The organism is Lentzea sp. NPDC051213 (assembly GCF_044455585.1).
In the GTDB taxonomy this organism is placed as follows: Bacteria; Actinomycetota; Actinomycetes; order Mycobacteriales; family Pseudonocardiaceae; genus Lentzea.
Window position 1 is genome coordinate 442,813 of sequence record NZ_JBITEX010000007.1, and the last position, 22,518, is coordinate 465,330.

The window sequence follows — 22,518 nt, forward strand, 5'->3', positions numbered from 1 at the left end:
AGGAAACGACTACCCGCGGTAGAAGTTGCCCTGGGTCTGCACGTTGAGCTCGTCCGTGCGGAAGAACTTCGCCGCGAACGTGCGCGGGTCGCGCATGTCGATCACGTCGAAGCCGCGGCCCATCTCCGAGGAGTAGATGTAGCCGTTGTACCAGTACGTGGACCACGTACCGCCGCCCGCCTTGTTCGGCATCGGGCCGCGCTCGAAGAAGCCGATCTCACGCGGCTTGTTCGAGTTGGTGAAGTCCCACACCGAGACGCCGCCCTGGTACCAGGACTGGACCATGATGTCCTTGCCGGGCACCGGGATCAGCGATCCGTTGTGCGCGACGCAGTTCTCCGAGTCGCCCTGCATGCGCGGGATCTTGTAGTAGGACTTGAACACCAGCTTGCGGTTCTTGCCCTTGCCCTCGATGTCGTAGATGCCGTTGGCACCACGCGTCGGGCCGATCTTCTCGTTGCACGTCGCCGCGCCACCGCCACCGAGCTCATCGGTGAAGATGACCTTGGTGCCGCTGTTGTTGAAGGTCGCCGAGTGCCAGAACGCGAAGTGCTTGTCGTCCTGGACGCGGTTGATCTCCACCAGGTTCTCCCGGTTGGAGATGTCCCAGAGGACACCGTCACCCATGCAGGCACCGGCCGCGAGGTCGAGCTGCGGGTACACCGTGATGTCGTGGCAACCGGAGGTGGCCGAGGTGTAGCCGGTCTCGATCGTGCCGGGGGTACCGGCGTTACCGCCGTCCGGGAACAGCACCGGCGCCTTGAGCAGGGACGCCTGGGCCGGAGCCTTCAGCGGCACCTTGACGATCGAGATCTTGTCGTGCGGCGGCTGGCAGTCCGGGAACGTGGCGTTGGGCGAGTAGGACGAGATGTAGAGGTACACGTCCTTCTTGTTCTTGCCCGGCACCAGCGTGTGGGTGTGCGAACCGCAGTCGGTCTCGACGGCAGCGACGTACTTCGGGGCCGCCTTGTCGCTGATGTCGAAGACCTTGATGCCCTCCCACGACGACTTCTCGGTCGCCGGCTGCGGAGTGCTGTTGCACGAGTTGTCGTTGCGCGACGAGTCGGTCGACAGGAACAGCAGGTTCCCGTACACCGAGACGTCGTTCTGCGAGCCCGGGCAGAGCACCGAGCTCTTGATGGTCGGCTTCTTCGGGTTGCGGATGTCGTAGATCGTGAAGCCGTTGTAGTTGCCGACGAACGCGTAGTTGCCCTGGAACGCGATGTCGGTCTGCGTCTGGTCGAGCGGAGCCTGCTTGTCCAGGTGGGCGACCAGCACCATGTTGCGGCTGCGGCTGATCTCGTTCTCACCCGGAATGCCGTCGACCGCTTCCGCCTGCGCCTCGAGCTGAGCCTCGCTCAGCCCCGCGCCATCGGCGGGAAGGTCGGGCGCGGCGATCGCGGGAGCCGTCAACGTCGACAGCGTCAGCGCGAGCGCCCCCAGAACCGCCAGCGGCGTTCTGCGCCGGCGGGCCGTTGCGCGTGAAGTCACAGCTGTACCCCCTCAGTACGGGTTGGTGAGGGGGAGTATCACCCTTTCGCCTTGCTAAAGGCCAGCGTCTTTCGGAGGGTATTCTCCTCCGCATGCGTTCTGGGGTTGCGGCGATCGTGCTGGTACTGGCCTTGTCGGGCTGCACTTCGGCACCGGAGGCGGCGCCGGTCATCGCGCCGGACACGCCTGGCGGTTCGGCGCCGACGGTGGCGCCCTCGGACTTGAGCGGCGTGATCCCGCCGCCGCCGAACGACGCCGACCGCAAGTACGTGGCGATGATGATCGGCCACCACGAGCAGGCGCTCGCGATGACGAGGTTCGCCCCCGAGCGCGCCCAGAACGAGACCGTGAAGGGGCTGGCTGACCGCATTCGGTACAGCCAGGAACCCGAGATCGGCGCCATGAAGCAGTGGCAGCGCACGTTCAACGACTCCGGATCGCACGGTGACCACAGCACGATGCCGGGCATGGCCACGCAGGAGCAGTTGAACGCGCTGGGCGCCGCGCGCGGCAAGGACTTCGACCGGATGTTCCTCGAGTTGATGATCAAGCATCACGAGGGCGCGCTGAAGATGGCGACGGACGTGCGCGGTGCCGGCACGAACGTCCAGGTCGAGGAGATGGCGGACGACGTGATCGCCACGCAGACCGACGAGATCAACCGGATGAAGGCCCTGCTGCCCACGCTATGAGACAGCAGGGCTGCGCTCTCACGCCTCAGTTCGTTGCTGGGGCAGGACCATGTCCTCTGCGTGCTGGAAGGTCTCGACTGCGTTGCCCGTCACGTGCCTCGCGATGCCGCGGTTGCGCTTGTGCGCCTCGCGGAACGAGTCGGACGCGACCCAGGCGCGGAAGTGCTCCTCGGACTCGAACTCGTTGACCGACACGTACGGCTGGTCGTCCTTCGTCGGCTTGAGCAGCGTGCTGCGCAGCAGGCCGGGGACGCCGGGCAGGAACGTGCGCATGTTGTCGCGGAAGTGGTCCTCGAACTCAGCTGCCCGCTCGGCAGGGACGAACAGGCGGTTCGTCGCGATGAACATGTGGGCCCTCCCCGTTTCCGACGCTCTGTCGGGAACTATTCCAACTCCCCGTCGGGAAAGCAAGCGCGATACGATCCCGATGTGCCGAGGATCAGCGCCGATACCGTTGCGGAGCACCGCGCCAACCGATTGCGCGCCCTGCTGGACGCCGGGCGGGACATCGTGGCGACCGAGGGAGCGGAGGCGCTGACGCTCGCGTCGCTGGCCAGACGCGTGGGGTTGTCCCGGCCGAGCCTCTACGAGTACTTCCGGTCGCGCGAGGAACTGGTCGCCGCGATCGTGTCCGACGCCTTGCCGGAGTGGGCGGACAAGCTGGAGGACGCGGTCAACAGCGCCTCGTCCGTGCCCGAGAAGATCGAGGCGTACCTGCGCACCGAGCTCGCGATCATCACCGACGGGAGCCACGGGGCGGTGGTAGCCCTGTCCGCGCACACTTTGCCGGACTCGTCGCGCGAGCAGATCAGGGCGGAGCACGAACGGCTGCTGGCGCCGCTGGTCGGGGTGTTCAAGACCGCCGGGGTGCAGCGCGCGCCGCTGCGGGCGATGCTCGTGCACGCGATGGTGGAGGCCACGTCCCGGATGATCACCCCGGGGCGCACCGAGCACAACGAGGCGGTCATCCAGACGTTGCTCGACCAGGTCGTGCACGGGCTGGACCAGCGCATCAGCTGAACGGGACCACCTCGCCGAAGCGGACCAGCTCGCCGTACTGCTCCGGCTTGACCGGGTCGAACGCCATGTCCAGCAACCCGATCGCGGCCTGGGCCGGGGTGGGCGCGGCGCTGACGTCCCACCACAGCGCGGACGTCGGCGTGTTCATCATTCCCGGGCACACCGAGGCGATCAGGATTCCGTGCTCGAGGTCGTGCGCACGGCGTTGCCCGGCGAGGATGCGGACGGCGGCGACCTGGCCGATCTTGGACGGGATGTTGATGAACGCGGGCCACGCGCTGGTGCGGCGTTCCAGCACCGCGTCGCGCCAGATCTCGATCTGCTCGTCGAGCTCGTCCAATGAGGACGGTTCGGTGAACCGCTTGTGCAGCACCGGTGCCAGGTGGTGGAGGGTGCCGAGCGAGCTGGCGACCACGAGCAGTCTGCCGTTGTCCCGCAACAACGGCGCGAACGCGCGCAGCAGCCTGGTGGTGCCGAAGTTGTTGACCTCGGCGTATTTCTCGATGATCGCGTGGGGGTCGTCGTCGGGGCCCATGCGCATCACGGCGTTGCCGAACACGATGTCGACACCGCCGTGCCGTTCGGTCAGCTGTTTCGCGAACCGGTTGACAGAGCCGGGATCCGAGACGTCCAGCAGCTCGCCGCGGACCTGGGCGCCGCTACCGGGCATGGCTTGGACGGCGGCGGTGACCCGGTCGATGTAGCGGCCGGTGAGGTAGACGGTGTCGGTGGGTTCCAGGCGCTGGGCGAGGCCTTCGACGAGCGCGAGGCCGAGGCCCTGGGTGGCGCCGGTGACGAGTGCGACAGTCATGGGATCAGGCCTTCGCGAGGAGGGTTTCGGAGTAGGACCACAGGCGCGCGGCGTTGTCCGGGTCGAGTGCGTAGCGGGCAACCCCGTGCAGCGGCGGCGCTTCCCCGCGGCGGTCGACGGTCGGCGCCTCGTTGCAGTCGTTGAAGTAGCGGCCGCCGATGCCTTCCAACAGCGGTGAGGTGGCCGGCAGGACCGAGGTCGCGGCGCCCTGCCCGGTCGTCTTGATCAGGGCCGGGTCGACCGTGCCGCTGCCTTGACCTGCAGTGTGGCGCTGCACGTTCGTGTAGATGGCGCCGGGCATGGCCGCGTTCGCGGTGATGCCGTCCTGCGCCCAGCGGCGGGACGCCTCGACCGCGAACAGCACGTTGGCCGTCTTGCTCTGGCCGTAGGCGAGCCACGGGTCGTAGCGGCGGAACGCGAAGTTGACGTCGTCGAAGATCACCGGCGAGAGCATGTGCCCGGTGGAGCTGACCACGACGATGCGCGCGCCTTCCGCCTTGAGCGCGTCGTGCAGGCCGGTGGCCAGCGCGAAGTGGCCGAGGTGGTTGGTCGCGAACTGCCACTCCCAGCCCTGCTCGGTGTACTGCTCGGGGTGGCCATCACGCCGGCGTTGTTGATCAGCACGTGCAGCGGGCCGCGCCAGGAGGCGGTGAAGGCGTCGATGGACGCGAGGTCGGTGAGGTCCAGCTGCGCGACCCGGCCGATGCCTGCTTTCTCGCCTGCGGCTGTGTCGCGGACGGCGAGGGTGACCTCGGCGCCGGCGTCGGCCAGTGCTCGCGCGGTCTCGACGCCGATGCCGGAGGACGCGCCGGTCACGACGATTCGGCGGCCGGTGAGGTCGATGCCTTGGGCGACTTCGGCCGCGGTGCTGCTGAACCCGAACGGAGTTTTGATCACGCTTCGACGCTAGGCCGGTCTCGATCATGCGGGTAGCGAAAGTCTCTCAACCAGGGTATGCGTAAACGTCATGGCCTTCACGGACGCGTCACTGGTCGCCCTGCGGGTGTTCCGCGAGGTGGCCGAGCGGGGCACGCTCACGGCGGCCGCCTCGGCGCTCGGCTACACGCAGTCCGCGGTGTCGCGGCAGATCGCGACCCTGGAACGGGCGGCGGGTGCAACGTTGCTCGAGCGACGCCACGACGGTGTGCGGCTCACCGCTGCTGGACGGCTCGTGTTGCGCCGCGCCGCCATCGTGGTGGACCAGGTCGACGCCACCGCGCGGGAACTGGCCGGGCTGCCGGACGAGGACGAGAGCACGATCAGGCTCGGCTGGTTCGCCACCGCCGGGGCCTGGCTGGTGCCCCAGGCGGTCGTGGCGCTGGGCCGGACGCATCCTTCGATCACCGTGGTCACGCGTGAGGGCAGCACACCGGCGTTGGTGCGCGCGTTGCGTGCAGGCACGTTGGACGTGGCACTGATCGCGTCGTCACCACCGTTCCGCGCGCCCGACGACGAGACGCCTGCGCTGGAGATCGAGACTCTGGTCGAACGGAGTCTGCAGGTCGCCGTTCCCGCATCGCACCCGTTGGCGCGCAACGACTTTGTGGACATCGCCGATCTGCGTGGGCAGAGCTGGATCGCCGGTCCCGGTGACCAGCTGGTGATGGGGGTGTGGCCGGGGCTGGACGAACGGCCAGTTGTCGCGCACACCGCGCGTGACTGGCTGGCGAAGTTGCAGCTGGTCGCCGCGGGACTGGGCATCACGACGGTGCCGGCCGCGCTCGTGACCGCGTTGCCTGCCGGGGTGCGGATTCTGCCGGTGCGTGGCGGGCCTGCCGAGCAGCGCCGGATTCTGCTGGCACGGCTGCCCGGGCCGGTGCCGGAACCGGTCGCGCGTCTGGCCGCCGCTGTGCGGGCCGCGGTTATTTCGGCAGAGTAGCCGCCCGCAGTTCGGTGATCTCCGGGCGATGAGAGGCCGCTCGTTTCGAGGACTTCGGGGCGACGTGCCGGGCCTGGTGGTGGTCAGGCCCGGTGGCGCCGCAGTCCCCCGCGGCGGGATCACTTCGGGTTGATCCCGCCGCCTGCGGCAACTCCCCCTTGCCACTCCCTCACCCCTCGCGTTGTAGGAACTCCCGCCAGTCCCCGAGATACGAGATGTCCCGAATGTCACCCGATCGGAGTAGCTCCGAGTCCAGTACGGCATCGCGCAGCACGGTGGCCAGCGCGGCGCTGCCGTCCTCCAGCTCGATGACCCCGATCTCGAGCTCCGGCGGCTCGGCCGGCACCAGGTGGTCGCGCAGGACCTTCAGCGGCAGGTCGTACAGCTCACCGACCACCTGCGCCGTCCCCGACTCGTGCATGGCCGGGAATCTCCCCCGCACCGAGAAGTACCGGTATTTGGGCGCACTGCGCGCCCGGCAGACCATCGGCGTGCCCTGGAGCTGTTCGTGCAACGGTCCGCCCCGCATGCCGCCGCCGTTGAGGAAAATCAGTGCCATGGTTCTCCTGATCTGAGGGTCGGTGGATGGGCGAGGACAACACGGTCAGCGGCAGGCCTGTGCCGCCGTGCCGCAGGGCTACGAGCTCGGCCGCGATCGACACCGCCGTTTCCTCGGGGCTGCGGCCGCCCAGGTCGAGGCCGATCGGGGAACGCAGGCGGGCCAGTGCGGCCTCGGGCACCCCTTCCGCGCGGAGCCGGTCGAGGCGTTCGGCGTGCGTTCGGCGGGAGCCCAGGGCGCCCACGAAGGCCAACGGCCGGGCGAGAGCTTCAGCCAGCACTGGGATGTCGAACTTCGGGTCGTGGGTCAGTACGACCACCATGGTGGTCGAGTCGGTAAAAGTCTTGGCGAGGTAGCGGTGTGGCCAGTCGACGACGACCTCGTGTGCCGCGGGGAACCGTTCAGGGGTGCAGAAGATCGGGCGCGCGTCGCACACCGTGACGTGGTAGCCGAGGAAGCGGCCGATCTCGGCCACGGCGGCGGCGTGGTCGATGGCGCCGAAGACCAGCAGGCGTGGCGGTGGCAGCCACGACTCGGTGAACACCTGGCCCGAAGCAGAGAATCGCACCGACACGGGGTAACCGTCCACTGTGGCCTGGAGGGCAGCGCGCAACGACGGGGTGTCGCGCTGCACCAGGACGTCCAGGGAGCCGCCGCACGTGAGGCCGACCGCGAAGGCCGTGTCGTCGGAGTAGCCGAACGTGGCCAGCGCAGACCGGCCACTCGAAAGCACCGTGCACGCCAGGTCGTAGACCTCGGCCTCCACGCAGCCGCCGGACACGCTGCCGATCACCTCGCCGGAGGGGCCGACCGCCATCGCGGCGCCCACCGGGCGGGGTGCGCTGCCGCGCACGGCCACCACCGAGGCGACCGCGAATCGGTCCCACGACAGCAAAGTCGACGCCAGGTCGCGCATCAAGCCCTCCAGGTAAGGGGCTCGGCCGGGTGGCCGCCCGGCCGAGCCGCGGTCACTTGCCGCTGATCAGATCCACGCCGAAGTACACGGCGAACATCAGGGCGAGGCCGGTCATCAGCCACCCCGGCCAGCGGCCCTTGCAGATGCGCAGCACCACGTAGGACACCAGGCCGGCACCGATCCCGTTCGTGATCGAGTAGGTGAACGGGATGACGGCCACGGTCAGGAACACCGGGATCGTGAAGTCGGTGTCCTGCCAGGGGATTCGGCGGATCTGGGTCATCATCAGGCCGCCGATCACCACCAGCGCCGGGGCCGCCGCCTGGGCCGGCACGACGGTCGCCAGCGGGGTGAAGAGCAGGGCGACCATGAACAGGCCGCCGGTCACCACCGAGGCCAGGCCGGTTCGGGCGCCTTCGCCAACGCCCGCTGCCGACTCCAGGAACACGGTGTTCGGTGCCGAACCCGTGACGCCACCGGCGATCGCGCCGGCACCGTCGACCATCAGGATCTTGCCCATGCCCTCGACCTTGCCGTCACGGGTCAGGCCCGCCTCGTCGGACACCGAGGTGATGGTGCCCATGGCGTCGAAGAAGCCGGACAGGACGAGAGTGAAGAGGAAGATCGTCGCGGCGATCACGCCGGCCGAGACGAAGCCGCCGAAGAGATCGACGCGTCCGAACAGGCCGAAGTCCGGTGAGCCGACGATCGACGACGGCAGCGTGGGCGAGACCAGGCCCCAGTTCTCGATCGTGAACACCGAGTTCACGACGACGGCGACGACCGTGGCCACCACGATGCTGATCAGGACCGCGCCGGGGACGCCGCGCGCCATCAGGACGATCATCAGCAGCAGGCCGAGGCAGAAGATCGCGATCGGCCAGCCGCTCAGGTGGCCGTCGATGCCCATCCGCACCGGCACCGTGGAGTGGGCCGCGTCCGGCGTGCGGGTCACGAAACCGGCGGAAACCAGTCCCACCAAAGCGATGTAGAGGCCGATGCCGACGGTGATGGCGATCTTCAACGGCTCGGGGATCGCGTTGATGATCCGCTCACGGACGCCGGAGGCGGCCATGATCACGATGCACACGCCCTCGAGCACCACCAGACCGAAGGCCTGCGCCCACGTCATGGTCGGCGCCATCTGGAAGGCCACCACACCGTTCACGCCCAGCCCGGCGGCGATGGCCAGCGGGGCGTTGCCCACCAGTCCCATGAGGATGGTCATCACGCCGGCGGCGAGTGCTGTCGCCGTGGTGATCTCGGCGATCGTGAGCTTGGCGCCGGTGATGTCGGCGGATGCGCCGAGGATCAGCGGGTTCAGCAGCACGATGTACGACATCGCGACGAATGTTGTTATGCCGCCCCGAACTTCACGGCCTAACGAGCTGCCGCGTTCGGTGATGCGGAAGAACTGGTCGAGGGCCGACGTCGATTGTCGGCTCCGCAGTTGAGTCATGGAGGACGGCCTTTCCCATGCCGGTGGGCGCGTTCCAACGCCGGAACGCGTTTAGCTACAGCCCCGGTCAGCAATTCAGGCTTGTGGCCCCTATTGCGCGGCCAGCGCTTCCTTCGGGCGCACGCCGCTCATGAACTGGTTACTCGCGAATCAACACAGTCGTCAGTAATCGATACGAGATGCGAGGGACATCCACGCGGTAAACGGGGCGTTGTCCTCGCCTGTGGAGATCTGGTCGACAGGCAGGTCCCACTCGGAACGGGACTTGCTGAAGAGTTCGTAGAACTCGCGGTCGTCGAACCCGGCAGCCGCGGCGTCGTCGCGGTCGGCGGCGTAGATCACGCGGTCCACCCGAGCCCAGAGCGCGGCGGACAGGCACAAGGGGCACGGCTCGCAGGAGGAAATCAAGGTGCAGCCGGTCAAACGGAAGTCACCGAGAACCTGGCAGGCCGCGCGAATCGCGACCACCTCGGCATGCGCAGTCGGGTCCAAGGTAGGCGTTACCTGGTTCACGCCCGTGGCGATGACCTGGCCGTCACGGACGATCATCGCGCCGAACGGGCCCCCTCCGGAGGCCACGTTGCGGGTGGCCAGGTCGATGGTGGCGAGCAGATGTGCGTTCACGGCAAAAACTCCAGGAGGATCAGGTACCGGTGAGGTGTTCCGGGCGGACCGGGACGCGGGTGAGCGCCAGGCCGGTCGCCGCGCGGATCGCCGCCACGATCGCCGGGGTCGACGAGATGGTGGGCGGTTCGCCGACGCCGCGCAGGCCGTAGGGGGCGTGCGGGTCGGCGAGCTCGAGCACGTCGATGCTCATCGGCGGCATGTCGAGCACGGTGGGGATGAGGTAGTCGGTGAACGACGGGTTGCGCACCTTGCCGCCGGAGGTCTGGATCTCCTCCATCACCGCGAGGCCGAGGCCCTGGGCGGAGCCGCCCTGGATCTGGCCGATCACGGCCTGCGGGTTCAGCGCCTTCCCGACGTCCTGGGCGCAGTCCAGCGCGACCACGCGCACCAGACCGAGATCGACGTCCACGTCCACGACGGCGCGGTGTGCCGCGAAGCCGTACTGGACGTGCGCGTTGCCTTGCCCGGTAACGGGATCGAGCGACTCGGTCGCGCGGTGCCGCCACTCGACGGTCTCGTCGATCACGTCCGAACCGATGTCGGTGCGACCGGCCAGACGCCCGCGCACCGCGGCACAGGCGGCCTTCACCGCGCCACCGGTCACGTAGGTCTGGCGCGAGGCCGAGGTCGAGCCGCCGTTGCCGATCGAGGTGTCCATCGGCAGCACGGTGACCAGCTCGATCCCGAGCTCGGTCCGCACGATCTGCTGCATGATCGTCACCAGGCCCTGGCCGACCTCGCAGGCGGCGGTGTGCACCGCGGCGGCCAGCGAGCCGTTGACCATCGACACCCGGACGCGAGCGGTCGAGTAGTCGTCGTAGCCCTCGGAGAAGCAGATGTTCTTGATACCAACGGCATAGCCGACACCGCGCACGACACCCTCGCCGTGCGTGGTGTTCGAGACGCCACCGGGCAGTTCGCGGATGTCCGTAGAAGTGCCCGCAGGCAACGGCTTGTCCTGCACCAGCTTCAGCAGCTGCGCGACGGGCGCGGCCGAGTCGACGACCTGACCGGTCGGCATCACAGAACCCTCGGTCATCGCGTTGCGCACCCGTACGTCGACGGGTGACATCCCCAATGCCTCGGCCAGTTTGTCCATCTGGGACTCATAGGCGAAACCTGCTTGCACAGCACCGAATCCACGCATCGCGCCGCACGGCGGGTTGTTCGTGTAGACGCCGTAGCAGTCGATCGTGACGTTGTTGACCTCGTACGGCCCAACGCCCAGCGTCGCGGCATTGGCCACCACAGCCGGAGTCGAGGAGGCGTACGCACCGCCGTCCAGGTACATGCGGGTGCGAACGTAGACCAGCTTGCCGGTGTGATCGGCGCCGTGCTCGTAGTACAGCACGGCCGGGTGCCGGTGCACGTGCCCGTAGAAGGACTCTTCGCGGTTGTAGACCATCTTGACCGGCTTGCCGGTGTGCAACGCCAGCAGGCAGGCGTGCACCTGCATCGACAGGTCCTCGCGGCCACCGAACGCGCCACCGACGCCGGACAGCGTCAGCCGCACCTTCTCCTGAGGCAACCCCAGCGCGGCGGCCACCTGGTCGCGGTCGACGTGCAGCCACTGCGTCGCGATGTACAGATCGACCGACCCGTCCTCGGCCGGCACGGCGAGCCCGGACTCCGGCCCGAGGAACGCCTGGTCCTGCATCCCGACCTCGTACCGCCCGGTGACGACGACCTCGGCCGTGACGTCCTGCGAACCGCGGCGGATCGGCACGTGCCGCACCAGGTTCCCGCCGGGGTGCAGCGGCGTGTCGTCGATGGCCGTCTCCATGTCGACGACGGGGTCGAGCACGTCGTAGACCACGACGATCTTCTTCATCGCGCGCAGTGCGGTCTCCGGGTGGTCGGCGCCGACCAATGCGACCGCCTCGCCCTGGTACCGCACGATGTCGACCGCCAGCACTGGCTGGTCCTTGTGCTCCAACCCGTACAGGTTGCGGCCCGGCACGTCGTCATGCGTCAAAACCGCATATACGCCAGGCACTTTCAGAGCCTCGGTGATGTCCACCGACACGATCCGGGCGTGCGGGTGCGGCGAGCGCAGAGTCGCGCCCCAGATCATGTCCTCGTGCCACAGGTCGGACGCGTAGGCGAACTCGCCGCGCACCTTCAGGTTGCCGTCCGGGCGCTGCGGCGACGTGCCGATGCCACCCGTCACCGCGGAGGTCAGTTCGGCGGGAGTGAGGGTCATCGCGCTGCCTCCTGGAGCTTCGCGCTGGCCGCGGAGAGGTCACGGGCCAGTTCATCGGTCGACGCCGTCAGCAACTGCCCGTCCTGAACGACGACACGACCGCCCACCAACAACAGTTTCAGCGGCGGGGGAGTGCCGAGCACCAGCGCCGCCACCGGGTCCGCGATCCCCGCATAGTCCATTCCGGACAGATCCCACACCGCGAGGTCCGCGACCTTGCCCGGCTCGATGGAGCCCAGCGAGTCGTCCCGGCCGAGGCAGCGCGCGCCGCCCATCGTGCCGAGCCACAACGCCTCGCGGACGTCCAGCGCCTTGGGGCCGCCGCGTTGGCGAGCCTGGTGCAGGGCCGAGCGCAGCTCGACGTGCAGGCCACCGTCCTCGTTGGACGCGGCGCCGTCGACGCCGAGCCCGACCGGCGCACCGGCGTCCAGCAGGTCGCGCACCGGCGCGATCCCGGTGCCCAGCCGCCCGTTCGACGTCGGGCAGTGCGCGGAACCGGTCGAGGTCGCCCCGAGCCGCTTCACCGCCTCCGACGACAGGTGCACGGTGTGCGCGAGCCACACGTCCGAACCCAGCCAGCCGAGCTGCTCGGCGTACTCGGTCGGCGTGCACCCGTTCTCCGCCAGGCACTGCTCTTCCTCGTCCAGCGTCTCCGCGAGGTGCGTGTGGAGGCGAACGTCGTGCCGGCGCGCCAAAGCCGCGGCACCGGTCATCAGCTCCCGCGACACCGAGAACGGCGAGCAGGGCCCGACCGCCACGCGGACGAGAGCGTCGTCGGCAGCGGAGTGGTAGTCCCCGATCGCCTGCTCGGTCGCGATCAGCGCGGCCTCGGTCTCCTCGACCAGGTTGTCCGGCGGCAACCCGCCGTGCGACTGTCCCCGGTCCATCGACCCGCGGATCGCCTCCAGCCGGATCCCGATCCGCCGCCCGGCCGACACCAGCGCGTTGAACACGTCGCCACCGCCGGACGGGAAGACGTAGTGGTGATCAGCGGCGAGCGTGCAGCCGGTCAGGGCCAGCTTCGCGAGCCCGGCCGACGCCGCGGCGTGCGTCACCGAGTCGTCCAGCCCGCGCCAGATCGGGTACAGCGTGGTCAGCCACTCGAACAGCGTCGCGTCCTGCGCCAGCCCGCGCGTCGCCCACTGGTACAGGTGGTGGTGCGTGTTGATCAGGCCCGGCGTGACCAGGCACGACGACGCGTCGACGTAGGTGTGCGACTCGTAGGGCCGGGGAGCGGGACCGGAATCGACGGACTGGATCCGCCCGTCCTGGATCACCACGTGCCCGGAGGCGTGCTCGGTCCCGGCCGAGTCCACAGTGGACACCGCACAGCGGTCAAGAACGATCATCGCCGCGTCGCCGCCAATCGCACGGCGTCGAGGATCTTCTCGTAACCCGTGCAGCGGCACAGGTTTCCGGCGAGCGCCTCGCGGATCTCCGGGTCGGACGGGGAGGGCACGCGGTCGAGCAGGTCGTGCGCCGCCACCACCAGGCCGGGCGTGCAGAACCCGCACTGCACCGCGCCCGCTTCGACGAACGCCTCCTGCACCGGGTCCAGCGCGTCGCCGTCGGCCAGTCCCTCGACCGTGCGCACCGACCGGTCCTGCGCCTGCCCGGCCGCGACCAGGCACGCGCACACCGGCACGTCGTCCAGGTACACCGTGCAGGAACCGCATTCGCCCTGCTCGCAGGCGTTCTTCGAGCCGGGCAGCCCGAGCCGCTCGCGCAGCATGAACAGCAGCGACTCGCCCTCCCACACGTCGTCGGCCTGACGCTGGTCGCCGTTCACCGTCACGTTCACGCGCATGCCTGCACCCCGTCCAGATGTTCCTGCCACGCCCAACCCAGCGTCCTGCGAGCCATCACTGCCAACGCGTGCTTGCGATACGCCGCCGACCCGCGCACGTCGTCGATCGGCGACGCGGCCTGGGAGACCAGCTCCCCGAACCGCCGCTTCACCGAGTCCAGCAACGGCGCCGGCGAGGAGAAGTCCAGCTCCGAAGCCAGGAACTCCTCGGCCTCGTGCGCCCGGCGCGGTGTGGGGGCGGCGGACCCGACGGCCGCGCCGACCCGGTTCTGCGCGGGGAAGAGCGAGATCGCGAACGAGCACACGGCGATCACCATCGCGTTGCGCGTGCCTACCTTGGAGAACTGTTGTGGCCCCTCGGCGGGCGCCAGGTGCACGGCTACGATCAACTCGTCCGGCTCCAGCGCGTTCCGCTTGACGCCGAGGTAGAACTCGGCAGCCGGGATCATCCGCGTCCCGCGCACCGAAGCCACCTCGATCACCGCGTCCGACGCCAGCAGCACCGGGTGCGTGTCTCCCGCAGGGGACGCCGCACCGAGGTTGCCACCGACCGTGCCGCGGTTGCGGATCTGCGGCGACCCGACCGTTCGTGCGGCCATGGCCAAGCCAGGCAACCGGGAGCCCAGTTCATCGATGATGCGCACGTACGGCACACCCGAACCGATCCGAAGGCCGTCCTCCCACGTGCGGAGTTCGGTGATGCGCGTCAGGTCGAGCAGCGCGGCCGGCCTGCGGTGGTCGAAGTTGAGCTCCACCATGACGTCCGTGCCACCGGCGATCGGCACGGCATCGGGGCGCGCGGCCTTGATCTCCAACGCCTCGGCGAGCGTTTCCGGTCGAAGGAAGTCCATCTCAGCTACCTCGGTAGGTGGAGTAGGCGAAGGGCGAGAGCAGCAGCGGCACGTGGTAGTGCTGCGCAGGATCGGAGTAGGCGAACGTGAGCACGACCTCGGGGAAGAACGGCGCGGCCTCCGAGGTGTCGAAGACCAGCCGGTAGACCCCGGCCTCCAGGCCATCACCCCATCCGGTGATTCGGCCATCGGCGTTCGTCTCAGCGGAACTCACCTCGGACCCGTCGCGGCGCTGCAGCGACACGGTGATGCCCGCGAACGGCCTGCCGCGTGCCGCGTCCAGCACGTGCGTGGAGATCGTCACTCGCCCTCCCATCTGGTTGTGAGCCAGTACACATAGCCACAGGTCCGAACCTCTACGGCGGGGACGCATGAATCAGCAGGCTCCTACACGTGACGAATTTGTGCTTTCCTACAAACACGAATGGACGAAAGTGACCTCTCATGTTGCTCCTGCGGACGTTGCTGCAGATGCCGGAACTGCGTCTGAGCCTGCACACGGGTGAAGACCAGCTCGACCGCACCGTCACCCGTGTGTACGGAACGGAGCTGCCCGACCCCAGCCGGTACCTCTCCGGCGGGGAGCTCGTGCTGTCCGGCCTGCTCTGGCACCACGGGCCGCAGGACTCCGAGACGTTCGTCCGCTCGCTCGCGGTGGCCAAGGTCGCGGGCCTCGCCGCCAGCGAGACCGAGAACCGCGAACTGCCGGACGACCTCGTCGCCGCCTGCGAGCGCCACCACGTGCCGCTGCTGGAGGTGCCGGTCGACCTGTCGTTCGCGACCATCACCGAACGCGTGTCGATGGAACTGGTGGGCCTGTCGAGGCACCGCCGCCTGCTGAACGTCGTGGCGGAGGGCTCCGGCCTGCCCGCACTGCTGCTCGCGGGCAGCCACGAGCTGAGCGCGCCCTGCTGGGTGCTGTCCACGACCGGCCGGGTCGTCGCGGGCGGCGAACTGCCGGGGCGCATCGCCCTGGTGAAGGAGTTCCTCCAGGCAGACCGGCTGCCTAAGACCGTCAAGGGCATGACGCTCGTGCCCGTGTCCGAACGCGGCGGCACCCGGCTCACCAGCTGGATCCTCGTCGTGGGCGGCGAACCTCAGGCGGAGGCCGCCGCCGAGCTCGCGTCGCTAGTCGCGCTGGAGCGCTTGCGCCAGGCCCAGGGCCGGCAGATCGAGAACCGGACCGCCGGGCCGCTGGTGGCCGCGGTGCTCAGCGCTTCGGCGGACATCGAGTCACGGCTGGCGGCGGCCGGCCTGGAGAACACCCGGCTGCGGGTGATCAGCGCCGTCACTTCCGACCACCGCACCGACCTCGCGGCCGCGGTGCTGGAGGAGGCCCTGCCCCAGGCACTCGTCACGCCCGTCGGTGACACCGTCTACGCCATCGCGAAGGCCGACGACTCGCTGCCGGACGACGTCCGCGAGGCGATGCGGGTGATGGAACCGGGCCTCGGCTCGTCGCGCGTGCTCGTCGGCATCAGCTCGCCGGTGATGAGGCGCGGACTCCGCGGCGCTGCGGAGGAAGCCACGCACGCCCGCAGGCTCAGCGAACGGCGCGGCGGCCGCACGTGTGTGGTGGCGGGCGAGGAGATCGCGCTGCACCAGCTGCTGCTCGCGGGCGTGCCGGAGGAGCTGCGGACCTCGTTGCGGCGGCGGTTGCTCGGCCCGGTGCTCGACTACGACGCCGAACACGGCTCGGACCTCGTCGGCACGCTGAAGGTGTTCCTGGACTGCAGCGGCTCCTGGACCACGGCCGCGCAGAAGCTGCACGTGCACGTCAACACGCTGCGGTACCGGGTGGGCCGGGTGGAGGAGCTGCTCGGCACCGACCTGGCCGAGTTCGAGGCGCGCGTGGACCTCTTCCTCGCGCTGCAAGCGGGGTAGCGTGGACGTGTGCCCCAAACCGTTGCGGGCAACGTCGTCTTGTTCGCGGTCGCGGCTGTAGCGCCCAGCGCGTTGTTCTGGGCGGTTCTCCACGTGCCCCGGTTGCTGCGCCGCCTTCGCCGGCCCGGGGTCGTGTCGGCGCATCAGCCGATCGAATGCGTCGCGGCCGACCTTCGTCGGGTGCGCCGGGTGCTGGCGTGCTTCCCGCCCGGGACCACGGCGGCCAAACGGATCGGTGCTCGTCAGGCCTATGACGAGCTGCTCGTCCAGGCCTGCACGGCGGTCGGGGTCGAGCACCGGTTGCGGAGTCTGCCGGAGGGCGTGGACCGCGACATCGAGCGGTTGCGGGTCGAGGAATGCCTGCGGGTCCACGGGTTGTCGGTCTAACGGCTGATCCTGCTCAAGCCTTGAGGCTGATGTTCGAGTACGCCCCTGCTTCCTACCGTTCTGGCCATGAAGACCGCCGCGTTACTCGTGGGACTGCTGCTCGTCAGCGGTTCCGCCTGCACGGCACGACCCGACATCCGGGTGCTGGTCGAAGGATCGGGTACGACCGATCGGCTGACCTACTCGTTCCCAGGCGAGGAAGAACGAATCCTGCGCAACCCGAACATGCCGTTCGAACGCATGGGCGCGCGCCACGGCCGGGTCGCCGTCCGGCTGGAAGGAGTGCGCGGCGAACTCACCTGCAAGATCATCATCAACGGCCGGCAGGTGAAGTCCGCGACCTCCAGCACCGGGGTTGCACTTTCGTGCGATCACTCGATGGCCGTCTGATGTAAGACGAGGAAAGCCCGTAGCTTCAGGTGTTCGGGGAGGTTAAGGGTGATGAGTGACGTTTTGACAGGCACCACCACAGGCGCGATCCGCTACCGGGGCAGGCACGAGGTGCCGGTGGCGTTCCGCCCGCCCGCGCCGCCGCGGCACTTCGTCGGCAGGGACCGCGAGCTGGCGCAGATCCGGTCGGGCGGGGTCACGGTGCTGAGCGGGCCGGGCGGGGTGGGGAAGACCGCGCTGGCACTGAAGTGGTTGCGGGATCGGGGATCCGGCGACCAGCTGTACGTCGACCTGACCGCGCGCGAGCCGGTCGAGGTCCGTCTCAACAGGCTGTTGGAGGCGCTGCGCCTCTACGACGTGCCTGCTGAGGAAAGAGCCGCGGTGTTCCGCTCAGTGGTACTGCTGCGGAAAATCACCCTGTTGCTGGACAACGCGGACTCGGCCGACCAGGTGACGCCGCTGCTGCCCGCGTCCGGCACGGTGCTCGTGACCAGCCGGGCGAAGCTGGATCTGGCAGGCGCGCACCAGATCGACGTCGAACCGCTGACCGGTGACGAGCGGCTCGACGCCCTGCTCGAAGAGTCCTATGTGGAGCTTCCGGAGCGGCAGGCGCGGCTGTACCGGCTGTGCGCCTGGCACGCGGGCGCGCACTTCGACGTGCCGGTCGCGGCGGCGATCGCGGGGGAGCAGGAGTGCGACGTCGAGGACGCGCTGGACGACCTGGTGGAGAAGTCGTTGCTGACCGAGGTGGGCGACGAGGCGTTCAGGTTCCACGAGCTCGTGCGTGCTCATGCGCGCGCAAAGCGCTATCAATAGCGAATAGTGTTCATAGGCCTTAACGGCATTGATGGCAGATGAACGAAGAAAGCTGGCGCTAAAGGGTTGTCCACACCGGGTGACCCATTCGGGAATCCGATTTGGTCATATCCTTCGCGTCATGCCGAAGGATTTCCGGGCCACGACGCTCGAACGCGCCATCGGGCGGCAGCTTTCCGGGTGGCGCGACGAGCGCGAGCTCAGCCTCACCGAGGCCGGCCAGCGCGTGGGCTTCAGCAGCGCCAAGTTGTCGATGATGGAGAACGCGGTGCAGCCGTCCGCTCCCGTCGACATCATGGCGCTCGGATACGTCTACAAGGTGCCCACTCAGGAATGGCAGGCCGTGGTGGCGCGTGCGCAGTACGCGCGGCAAGTGCGTACGCGCGCGCTCAACAACCGTGCGATGTTCGATCCGGCGGCGGACTTCGTGAATCTCGTGTTCGAGGCGACGTTGCTGCGGGTGTTCACGACGGATCTCGTACCGACTGTCTTTCAACTCGCCGGGTACACGAACGCGGTATTGCAGAACGACGATCCGGTGCGCATCGCGCGGTTCGCGATGGCGCGCGAAGTGTGGTCGAGCCGGCTGAGCGGTAAAGATCCACTCGAGGTTCAGGTGGTTCTTCCCGAATCGGTGCTGAGGCCGGTCGTCGGTGGCCCGCGGGTGATGAAGGCGCAGTTGTTGCACCTGATGGAGATGAGCGAGCTGGAGACGGTCTCCATCAAGATCGTCCCGTCCACCGCGGGGGCCTATCCGGCGATGGGGTCGCCGTTCACGCTGCTGAGTTTTCCGCACCGCCAGCACAACGACGTCGTGTACTTCGAGACGTTCATCAAGGGTGAATACGTCGAGGACCCAGCACAGTGCGAGATGTGCGCCGAGCGCTTCACGGCACTGCGCGCACTGGCGCTCGGCGAGGGGGAGTCGCTGGAGCTGATCGCCGAAGCCGCCGCCGAGTTGTGACACTCAGGGCTGTGACACTCAGGGCAGGACCAGTCCCGATCGGTACGCGATGACGACCAGCTGGGCGCGGTCACGGGCGTGCAGCTTCACCATCGCCCGGTTGACGTGGGTCTTCGCGGTCAGCGTCGAGATGATCAGGCGTTCGGCGATCTCGTCGTTCGACAGGCCCTCCGCCACGAGCGCGAGGATTTCGCGCTCGCGGGCCGTCAGCACGTCGAGCCGGTCGATCTCGGTCCGCTCCGGCCGTGCCTGGAAGTGCGCGATCAGCCCGCGGGTCGCGGCCTGGGACAGCAGCGCCTCGCCGCGAGCGACGATCCGGATCGCGTCGAGCAGCGCCACGGGCTCGACGCCCTTGCCCAGGAACCCGCTCGCGCCCGCCCGCAGAGCCCGGAACACGTGCTCGTCCTCCTCGAACGTGGTCAGCACCAGCACCCGCACGCCCGCCAGGCTCTCGTCCGCGCTGATCGCCTCCGTCGCGGCCAGGCCGTCGAGCACCGGCATCCGGATGTCCATCAGCACCACGTCGGCACGGGTGCTGCGGAGCAGCCGCAGGGCCTCGCGACCGTCAGCGGCCTCACCGACGACCTCCAGATCCGGGGCCGAGTCGACCAGCGCGCGGAAACCGGCGCGGATCAACGCTTGATCGTCGGCCAGCACGACGCGAACGGGGTTCACGGGTGATCTCCTGCTCGAAGCGGTAGGACGGCCACGACGGTGAACCCGCCGGACGGTTCGGGGCCCGCGTCCAGGGTGCCGCCGACCGCGGCCACCCTTTCGCGCATCCCGGCGAGACCGTGCCCGCCACCGCCGGTGCTGTTCCGGGCCGTGCCAGATGGACCGTTGCGCACCTCGATCCGCAACTCGTCGTCGTGTGCCACGAGCACGCTCACCTCGCTGTCAGGAGCGTGCTTGTGCGCGTTGGTCAGCGACTCCTGGACGATCCGGTAGGCCGCGAGCTCCACGGCGGCCGGCACGGTGTCCGGCCTGCCCCGGGTCACCAGCCGGACGCGCGTACCCGACGCGGTGAACGTGTCGACCAGCTCGGGTATCCGGCTGATCCCGCGGGCCGGGTCGGTGTCCGCGACGAGCTCGTCCGGGTCTCGCAGCACGCGCAGCATCGTCTTCAGTTCCTCCAGCACGGTCGCGGAAGCGGAGCGGACGTGTCCAAGTGCCTGGCCGACAGCGCTGATGTCGCTGTGCAGCAGGTGTGTCGCAACACCGGAGTGCACGGACACCAGCGCGATGTGGTGCGCCACCACGTCGTGCAGTTCACGGGCTATGTGCAGCCGTTCCTCTGCCACGCGCCGGGCGGCCTCTTCCTCCCGGCTGTGCTCGGCGAGCTTTGCGCGTTCCTCGACCGCGGCGACGTAGGCCCGATGGCTGCCCGCCGCGTCCCCGAACGCCACCGCCGCGCCGATCCACGCGAACTGCTCCAGGCACTCCCACAGCCGTTCGGGACCGGTGACGCTGACCGCCACGGCCGAGGCGAGCAGCGCCGCCACCGCCGCGCCCGCGGCCCATGACCGCGCGCGTGGAGAGAACGACGCGACTGTGTAGGCAGCCACCACAACGGGAGCCAGGAACGGCGACCGCGCACCGGACAACCCCAGCAACAGGGCGGCTGACACCGCGGTGATCGCGAGCACCGTCATCGTTGCCCGCCGGCGCGCCACGAGCGCCGCGGAGGAGGTCGCGCCGATCGCCACCGTGAGCGCGTCCGGCCCGGCGCTGGGGATCCCGCCCATGGCGAGTGCCAGCAGCGGCACGGCGAACGTCACCACGGCAAGGGCGGCGTCGAACACCAGCGGACGCGTTCGAAGCCCGTCCCACATGCGGATCAAGGTGTTCACCGGGGCACCGTACGTCTCCGGTGGGCACCGGCACGTCGTTCCTCCGCCGCAGCTGCCCGTACCGCGGACGCAGTACGCCCGGACGGCCGGAAGCCTGCGCGAGGAGGACGTTCCTGGACAGCGCGACGAACATAGTTCTCGGCATGATCGAAGCGAAGGAACTGATCAAGCGCTACGGCGACAAGGTCGCTGTCGACGGGTTGAGCTTCACCATCCGGCCCGGTGTCGTCACCGGCTTCCTGGGCCCCAACGGCGCGGGCAAGTCCACCACCATGCGGATGATCGTCGGTCTGGACGCCCCCACCTCCGGGTCGGTGACCGTGAACGGCAAGTCCTACCGCGAGCACTCCGCGCCGCTTCGCGAAGTGGGCGCGCTGCTGGAGGCGAGGTCCATCCACACCGGACGGTCCGCCTACCACCACCTGCTCGCATTGGCCGCCACCACCGGTATCTCGCGCCGCCGCGTCGACGACGTGATCGACCTCGTCGGCCTCACGGACGTCGCCCGCAAGCGGGTGGGTGGCTTCTCGCTCGGCATGGGTCAGCGGCTCGGCATCGCGTCCGCTCTGCTCGGCGACCCCCACACGCTGGTGCTCGACGAGCCCGTGAACGGCCTGGATCCCGAGGGCGTGCGGTGGATCCGCAACCTCCTGCGCGGGATCGCGGCCGAGGGGCGTGCGGTGCTGGTGTCGTCGCACCTGATGAGCGAGATGGCGCTGACCGCGGACCACCTGCTCGTGGTGGGGCGTGGCCGGCTGATCGCCGACGTGCCGCTGGCCGGCTTCACCGACCTGGTGGCCAGGGAGAGCGTGCACGTCCGAACCCCTCAGGAGCACGCGCTGCGCACCGCGCTGGCCGACACCGGCGTGTCAGTGAGCGGCGTCGAACGGGGCCTGCTGGAGGTCACCGGGCTGACCGCCGAACAGGTCGGCGACCGCGCGTTCGCCGCGGGCCTTCCGGTGCACCAGCTCGTCACCGTCCGGCCTTCCCTCGAGGAGGCGTTCATGGAACTGACCAAGGACGCCGTGGAGTACCACGGCACCACCACCCGAGGGGGCACTCGATGAGCACGACCATGACCGCGGTCCGCACCAGGACCGCGCCCGCGCCGGCGTCGGCCGTCACGTTGCCGCGGGTGTTGCACTCGGAGTGGGTGAAGCTGTGGTCCCTGCGCTCGACGCGGATCACCTTCGCCGTGATGGTGGCCTCGCTGATCGGGTTCGCCGCCCTGTTCGCCGCCGCGGAGACCGGGCAGCTCTCCGGGACCGACAACGACAGCGGCGACGGCCTGGACGCCACCGCCATCGCGTTGAGCAGTGTGATGGTGGCCCAGATCGTGATCGGCGCCCTGGGGGTCATGGTCACCGCCAGCGAGTACACGACCGGCATGATCAGGTCGTCGCTGATCGCCGTGCCGCGCCGGCTGCCCGTGTTGTGGGGCAAGACCCTGGTGTTCGGCGCGGTCACGTTCGTGGCGACGGCGGTGGCGGCACTGCTGGCGTTCTACACGGGGCAGGCCGTGCTCTCGGGGACCTCGGTGCCGATCGCGCACCTGTCCGATCCCGGAGTGCCGCGGGCCGTCGTCGGGGCGGCCGTGCAGCTGACCGGTATCGGGCTGCTCGGCCTGGCGCTCGGGGCGCTGATGCGCAACACCGCGGCGGCGATCTCCACCCTGCTCGGCGTGATCCTCGTGGCACCCGTGGTGGTCCCGCTGCTGGGCACGCAGATCAGCTCGAAGATCGGCCCGTACCTGCCGTCCAACGCCGCCGACGCGTTCCGCTCCGTCCAGCCGGTCCCGGGGGCACTGTTCCCGACCGCCAGCCTGCTCGTCTTCACCGGCTACGTCGTGGTGTCCCTGGTCGCCGCCGCGATCGTCCTGGCCCGCCGCGACGCCTGACCCGCTGAGCAGTGG

Annotated in this window: 24 protein-coding genes and 2 pseudogenes; 10 read left to right on the forward strand and 16 right to left on the reverse strand. The window is 69.2% G+C overall.

The annotated features are described in order from the left end of the window. Positions 1-9 precede the first annotated feature (9 nt). Positions 10-1,491 carry an LVIVD repeat-containing protein gene (locus tag ACIA8G_RS30725; protein WP_396422166.1) on the reverse strand — a complete coding sequence of 494 codons (1,482 nt, stop codon included), beginning with the start codon at positions 1,489-1,491 and terminating at the stop codon, positions 10-12. A 92-nt stretch (positions 1,492-1,583) separates the two neighbouring features. Here ACIA8G_RS30725 and ACIA8G_RS30730 point away from each other — a divergent pair, with 92 nt between their 5' ends. Next, positions 1,584-2,183 carry a DUF305 domain-containing protein gene (locus ACIA8G_RS30730; RefSeq protein ID WP_396422167.1) on the forward strand — a complete coding sequence of 200 codons (600 nt, stop codon included), beginning with the start codon at positions 1,584-1,586 and terminating at the stop codon, positions 2,181-2,183. Positions 2,184-2,201: 18 nt separating this feature from the next. Here ACIA8G_RS30730 and ACIA8G_RS30735 read toward each other — a convergent pair whose 3' ends face one another. After that, positions 2,202-2,531, reverse strand: a complete 330-nt coding sequence (locus tag ACIA8G_RS30735) for an antibiotic biosynthesis monooxygenase family protein (protein WP_396422168.1) — start codon at positions 2,529-2,531, stop codon at positions 2,202-2,204. An 81-nt stretch (positions 2,532-2,612) separates the two neighbouring features. Here ACIA8G_RS30735 and ACIA8G_RS30740 point away from each other — a divergent pair, with 81 nt between their 5' ends. Next, a complete protein-coding gene (locus ACIA8G_RS30740) occupies positions 2,613-3,203 on the forward strand; it encodes a TetR/AcrR family transcriptional regulator (RefSeq protein WP_396422169.1) in 591 nt (196 codons plus the stop codon). On the opposite strand, the gene ACIA8G_RS30745 is transcribed toward ACIA8G_RS30740, so the two are convergent. From ACIA8G_RS30745 to ACIA8G_RS30755, 3 genes and pseudogenes are all read right to left on the reverse strand, one after another. Then, entirely contained in the window at positions 3,196-4,014 is an 819-nt protein-coding gene (locus ACIA8G_RS30745; protein WP_396422170.1) for an SDR family NAD(P)-dependent oxidoreductase, read from the reverse strand. The genes ACIA8G_RS30740 and ACIA8G_RS30745 overlap by 8 nt on opposite strands. Before the next feature lie 4 nt (positions 4,015-4,018). Beyond that, positions 4,019-4,657 (reverse strand): SDR family NAD(P)-dependent oxidoreductase, encoded by a 639-nt coding sequence (locus ACIA8G_RS30750; protein WP_396422360.1) that lies wholly within the window; start codon positions 4,655-4,657, stop codon positions 4,019-4,021. 8 nt (positions 4,658-4,665) lie between these two features. Then, positions 4,666-4,911: pseudogene (locus tag ACIA8G_RS30755) on the reverse strand (SDR family NAD(P)-dependent oxidoreductase); the annotation flags it as partial. A 70-nt stretch (positions 4,912-4,981) separates the two neighbouring features. On the opposite strand from ACIA8G_RS30755, the gene ACIA8G_RS30760 reads away from it, so the two are divergent. Further along, positions 4,982-5,893: a LysR family transcriptional regulator gene (locus tag ACIA8G_RS30760; protein ID WP_396422171.1), complete on the forward strand. Its 912-nt coding sequence runs from the start codon at positions 4,982-4,984 to the stop codon at positions 5,891-5,893. A gap of 169 nt (positions 5,894-6,062) precedes the next feature. Here the strand turns inward: ACIA8G_RS30760 and ACIA8G_RS30765 are convergent. From ACIA8G_RS30765 to uraH, 9 genes and pseudogenes are all read right to left on the reverse strand, one after another. Further along, positions 6,063-6,383, reverse strand: a pseudogene (locus tag ACIA8G_RS30765) (gamma-glutamylcyclotransferase); the annotation flags it as partial. Further along, positions 6,280-7,368: an XdhC family protein gene (locus tag ACIA8G_RS30770; RefSeq protein ID WP_396422172.1), complete on the reverse strand. Its 1,089-nt coding sequence runs from the start codon at positions 7,366-7,368 to the stop codon at positions 6,280-6,282. The pseudogene ACIA8G_RS30765 and the gene ACIA8G_RS30770, both read right to left, overlap by 104 nt. Positions 7,369-7,420: 52 nt before the next feature. Continuing rightward, positions 7,421-8,827, reverse strand: a complete 1,407-nt coding sequence (locus ACIA8G_RS30775; protein WP_396422173.1) for an NCS2 family permease — start codon at positions 8,825-8,827, stop codon at positions 7,421-7,423. Between the two features lie 162 nt (positions 8,828-8,989). Further along, positions 8,990-9,451, reverse strand: a complete 462-nt coding sequence (locus tag ACIA8G_RS30780) for a nucleoside deaminase (protein ID WP_396422174.1) — start codon at positions 9,449-9,451, stop codon at positions 8,990-8,992. A 19-nt stretch (positions 9,452-9,470) separates the two neighbouring features. Then, on the reverse strand, positions 9,471-11,657 hold the full coding sequence (locus ACIA8G_RS30785; protein WP_396422175.1) for a molybdopterin cofactor-binding domain-containing protein: 2,187 nt from the start codon (positions 11,655-11,657) through the stop codon (positions 9,471-9,473). Then, complete coding sequence (locus ACIA8G_RS30790) at positions 11,654-13,006, reverse strand: 8-oxoguanine deaminase (protein ID WP_396422176.1); 1,353 nt, start codon at positions 13,004-13,006, stop codon at positions 11,654-11,656. Before ACIA8G_RS30790 ends, ACIA8G_RS30785 begins: the two co-directional genes overlap by 4 nt. Further along, entirely contained in the window at positions 13,003-13,464 is a 462-nt protein-coding gene (locus tag ACIA8G_RS30795; RefSeq protein ID WP_396422177.1) for a (2Fe-2S)-binding protein, read from the reverse strand. The genes ACIA8G_RS30790 and ACIA8G_RS30795 overlap by 4 nt, the downstream gene beginning before the upstream one ends. Continuing rightward, positions 13,455-14,315: an FAD binding domain-containing protein gene (locus ACIA8G_RS30800; RefSeq protein WP_396422178.1), complete on the reverse strand. Its 861-nt coding sequence runs from the start codon at positions 14,313-14,315 to the stop codon at positions 13,455-13,457. The genes ACIA8G_RS30795 and ACIA8G_RS30800 overlap by 10 nt, the downstream gene beginning before the upstream one ends. A 1-nt stretch (position 14,316) precedes the next feature. After that, positions 14,317-14,631: a hydroxyisourate hydrolase gene (gene uraH, locus ACIA8G_RS30805; protein WP_396422179.1), complete on the reverse strand. Its 315-nt coding sequence runs from the start codon at positions 14,629-14,631 to the stop codon at positions 14,317-14,319. 128 nt (positions 14,632-14,759) lie between these two features. Between uraH and ACIA8G_RS30810 the strand changes: the two genes are divergently transcribed. From ACIA8G_RS30810 to ACIA8G_RS30830, 5 genes are all read left to right on the forward strand, one after another. After that, positions 14,760-16,199 carry a PucR family transcriptional regulator gene (locus tag ACIA8G_RS30810; protein WP_396422180.1) on the forward strand — a complete coding sequence of 480 codons (1,440 nt, stop codon included), beginning with the start codon at positions 14,760-14,762 and terminating at the stop codon, positions 16,197-16,199. A gap of 9 nt (positions 16,200-16,208) precedes the next feature. Continuing rightward, entirely contained in the window at positions 16,209-16,586 is a 378-nt protein-coding gene (locus ACIA8G_RS30815) for a hypothetical protein (RefSeq protein ID WP_396422181.1), read from the forward strand. 66 nt (positions 16,587-16,652) lie between these two features. Further along, on the forward strand, positions 16,653-16,976 hold the full coding sequence (locus ACIA8G_RS30820) for a hypothetical protein (RefSeq protein ID WP_396422182.1): 324 nt from the start codon (positions 16,653-16,655) through the stop codon (positions 16,974-16,976). Positions 16,977-17,027: 51 nt separating this feature from the next. Then, positions 17,028-17,792 carry a hypothetical protein gene (locus tag ACIA8G_RS30825; protein ID WP_396422183.1) on the forward strand — a complete coding sequence of 255 codons (765 nt, stop codon included), beginning with the start codon at positions 17,028-17,030 and terminating at the stop codon, positions 17,790-17,792. A gap of 79 nt (positions 17,793-17,871) precedes the next feature. Continuing rightward, a complete protein-coding gene (locus ACIA8G_RS30830) occupies positions 17,872-18,756 on the forward strand; it encodes a helix-turn-helix domain-containing protein (RefSeq protein ID WP_396422184.1) in 885 nt (294 codons plus the stop codon). 18 nt (positions 18,757-18,774) lie between these two features. Here ACIA8G_RS30830 and ACIA8G_RS30835 read toward each other — a convergent pair whose 3' ends face one another. Further along, on the reverse strand, positions 18,775-19,431 hold the full coding sequence (locus ACIA8G_RS30835) for a response regulator (protein WP_396422185.1): 657 nt from the start codon (positions 19,429-19,431) through the stop codon (positions 18,775-18,777). After that, on the reverse strand, positions 19,428-20,606 hold the full coding sequence (locus ACIA8G_RS30840; RefSeq protein WP_396422186.1) for a sensor histidine kinase: 1,179 nt from the start codon (positions 20,604-20,606) through the stop codon (positions 19,428-19,430). Before ACIA8G_RS30840 ends, ACIA8G_RS30835 begins: the two co-directional genes overlap by 4 nt. Positions 20,607-20,749: 143 nt before the next feature. Between ACIA8G_RS30840 and ACIA8G_RS30845 the strand changes: the two genes are divergently transcribed. Both ACIA8G_RS30845 and ACIA8G_RS30850 read left to right on the forward strand, forming a co-directional pair. Further along, positions 20,750-21,673, forward strand: a complete 924-nt coding sequence (locus tag ACIA8G_RS30845; RefSeq protein ID WP_396422187.1) for an ATP-binding cassette domain-containing protein — start codon at positions 20,750-20,752, stop codon at positions 21,671-21,673. Further along, complete coding sequence (locus ACIA8G_RS30850; protein WP_396422188.1) at positions 21,670-22,503, forward strand: ABC transporter permease; 834 nt, start codon at positions 21,670-21,672, stop codon at positions 22,501-22,503. Before ACIA8G_RS30845 ends, ACIA8G_RS30850 begins: the two co-directional genes overlap by 4 nt. The last annotated feature ends 15 nt before the right edge of the window (positions 22,504-22,518 follow it).

Excerpts from the sequence above, each read along its gene's own strand:
- ACIA8G_RS30730 (WP_396422167.1), top strand. The coding sequence starts at position 1,584 with ATGCGTTCTGGGGTTGCGGCGATCGTGCTGGTACTGGCCTTGTCGGGC.
- ACIA8G_RS30735 (WP_396422168.1), bottom strand. The coding sequence starts at position 2,531 with ATGTTCATCGCGACGAACCGCCTGTTCGTCCCTGCCGAGCGGGCAGCT.
- ACIA8G_RS30745 (WP_396422170.1), bottom strand. The coding sequence starts at position 4,014 with ATGACTGTCGCACTCGTCACCGGCGCCACCCAGGGCCTCGGCCTCGCG.
- ACIA8G_RS30760 (WP_396422171.1), top strand. The coding sequence starts at position 4,982 with ATGGCCTTCACGGACGCGTCACTGGTCGCCCTGCGGGTGTTCCGCGAG.
- ACIA8G_RS30770 (WP_396422172.1), bottom strand. The coding sequence starts at position 7,368 with ATGCGCGACCTGGCGTCGACTTTGCTGTCGTGGGACCGATTCGCGGTC.
- ACIA8G_RS30775 (WP_396422173.1), bottom strand. The coding sequence starts at position 8,827 with ATGACTCAACTGCGGAGCCGACAATCGACGTCGGCCCTCGACCAGTTC.
- ACIA8G_RS30785 (WP_396422175.1), bottom strand. The coding sequence starts at position 11,657 with ATGACCCTCACTCCCGCCGAACTGACCTCCGCGGTGACGGGTGGCATC.
- ACIA8G_RS30790 (WP_396422176.1), bottom strand. The coding sequence starts at position 13,006 with ATGATCGTTCTTGACCGCTGTGCGGTGTCCACTGTGGACTCGGCCGGG.
- ACIA8G_RS30795 (WP_396422177.1), bottom strand. The coding sequence starts at position 13,464 with ATGCGCGTGAACGTGACGGTGAACGGCGACCAGCGTCAGGCCGACGAC.
- ACIA8G_RS30800 (WP_396422178.1), bottom strand. The coding sequence starts at position 14,315 with ATGGACTTCCTTCGACCGGAAACGCTCGCCGAGGCGTTGGAGATCAAG.
- uraH (WP_396422179.1), bottom strand. The coding sequence starts at position 14,631 with ATGGGAGGGCGAGTGACGATCTCCACGCACGTGCTGGACGCGGCACGC.
- ACIA8G_RS30810 (WP_396422180.1), top strand. The coding sequence starts at position 14,760 with ATGTTGCTCCTGCGGACGTTGCTGCAGATGCCGGAACTGCGTCTGAGC.
- ACIA8G_RS30820 (WP_396422182.1), top strand. The coding sequence starts at position 16,653 with ATGAAGACCGCCGCGTTACTCGTGGGACTGCTGCTCGTCAGCGGTTCC.
- ACIA8G_RS30825 (WP_396422183.1), top strand. The coding sequence starts at position 17,028 with ATGAGTGACGTTTTGACAGGCACCACCACAGGCGCGATCCGCTACCGG.
- ACIA8G_RS30845 (WP_396422187.1), top strand. The coding sequence starts at position 20,750 with ATGATCGAAGCGAAGGAACTGATCAAGCGCTACGGCGACAAGGTCGCT.
- ACIA8G_RS30850 (WP_396422188.1), top strand. The coding sequence starts at position 21,670 with ATGAGCACGACCATGACCGCGGTCCGCACCAGGACCGCGCCCGCGCCG.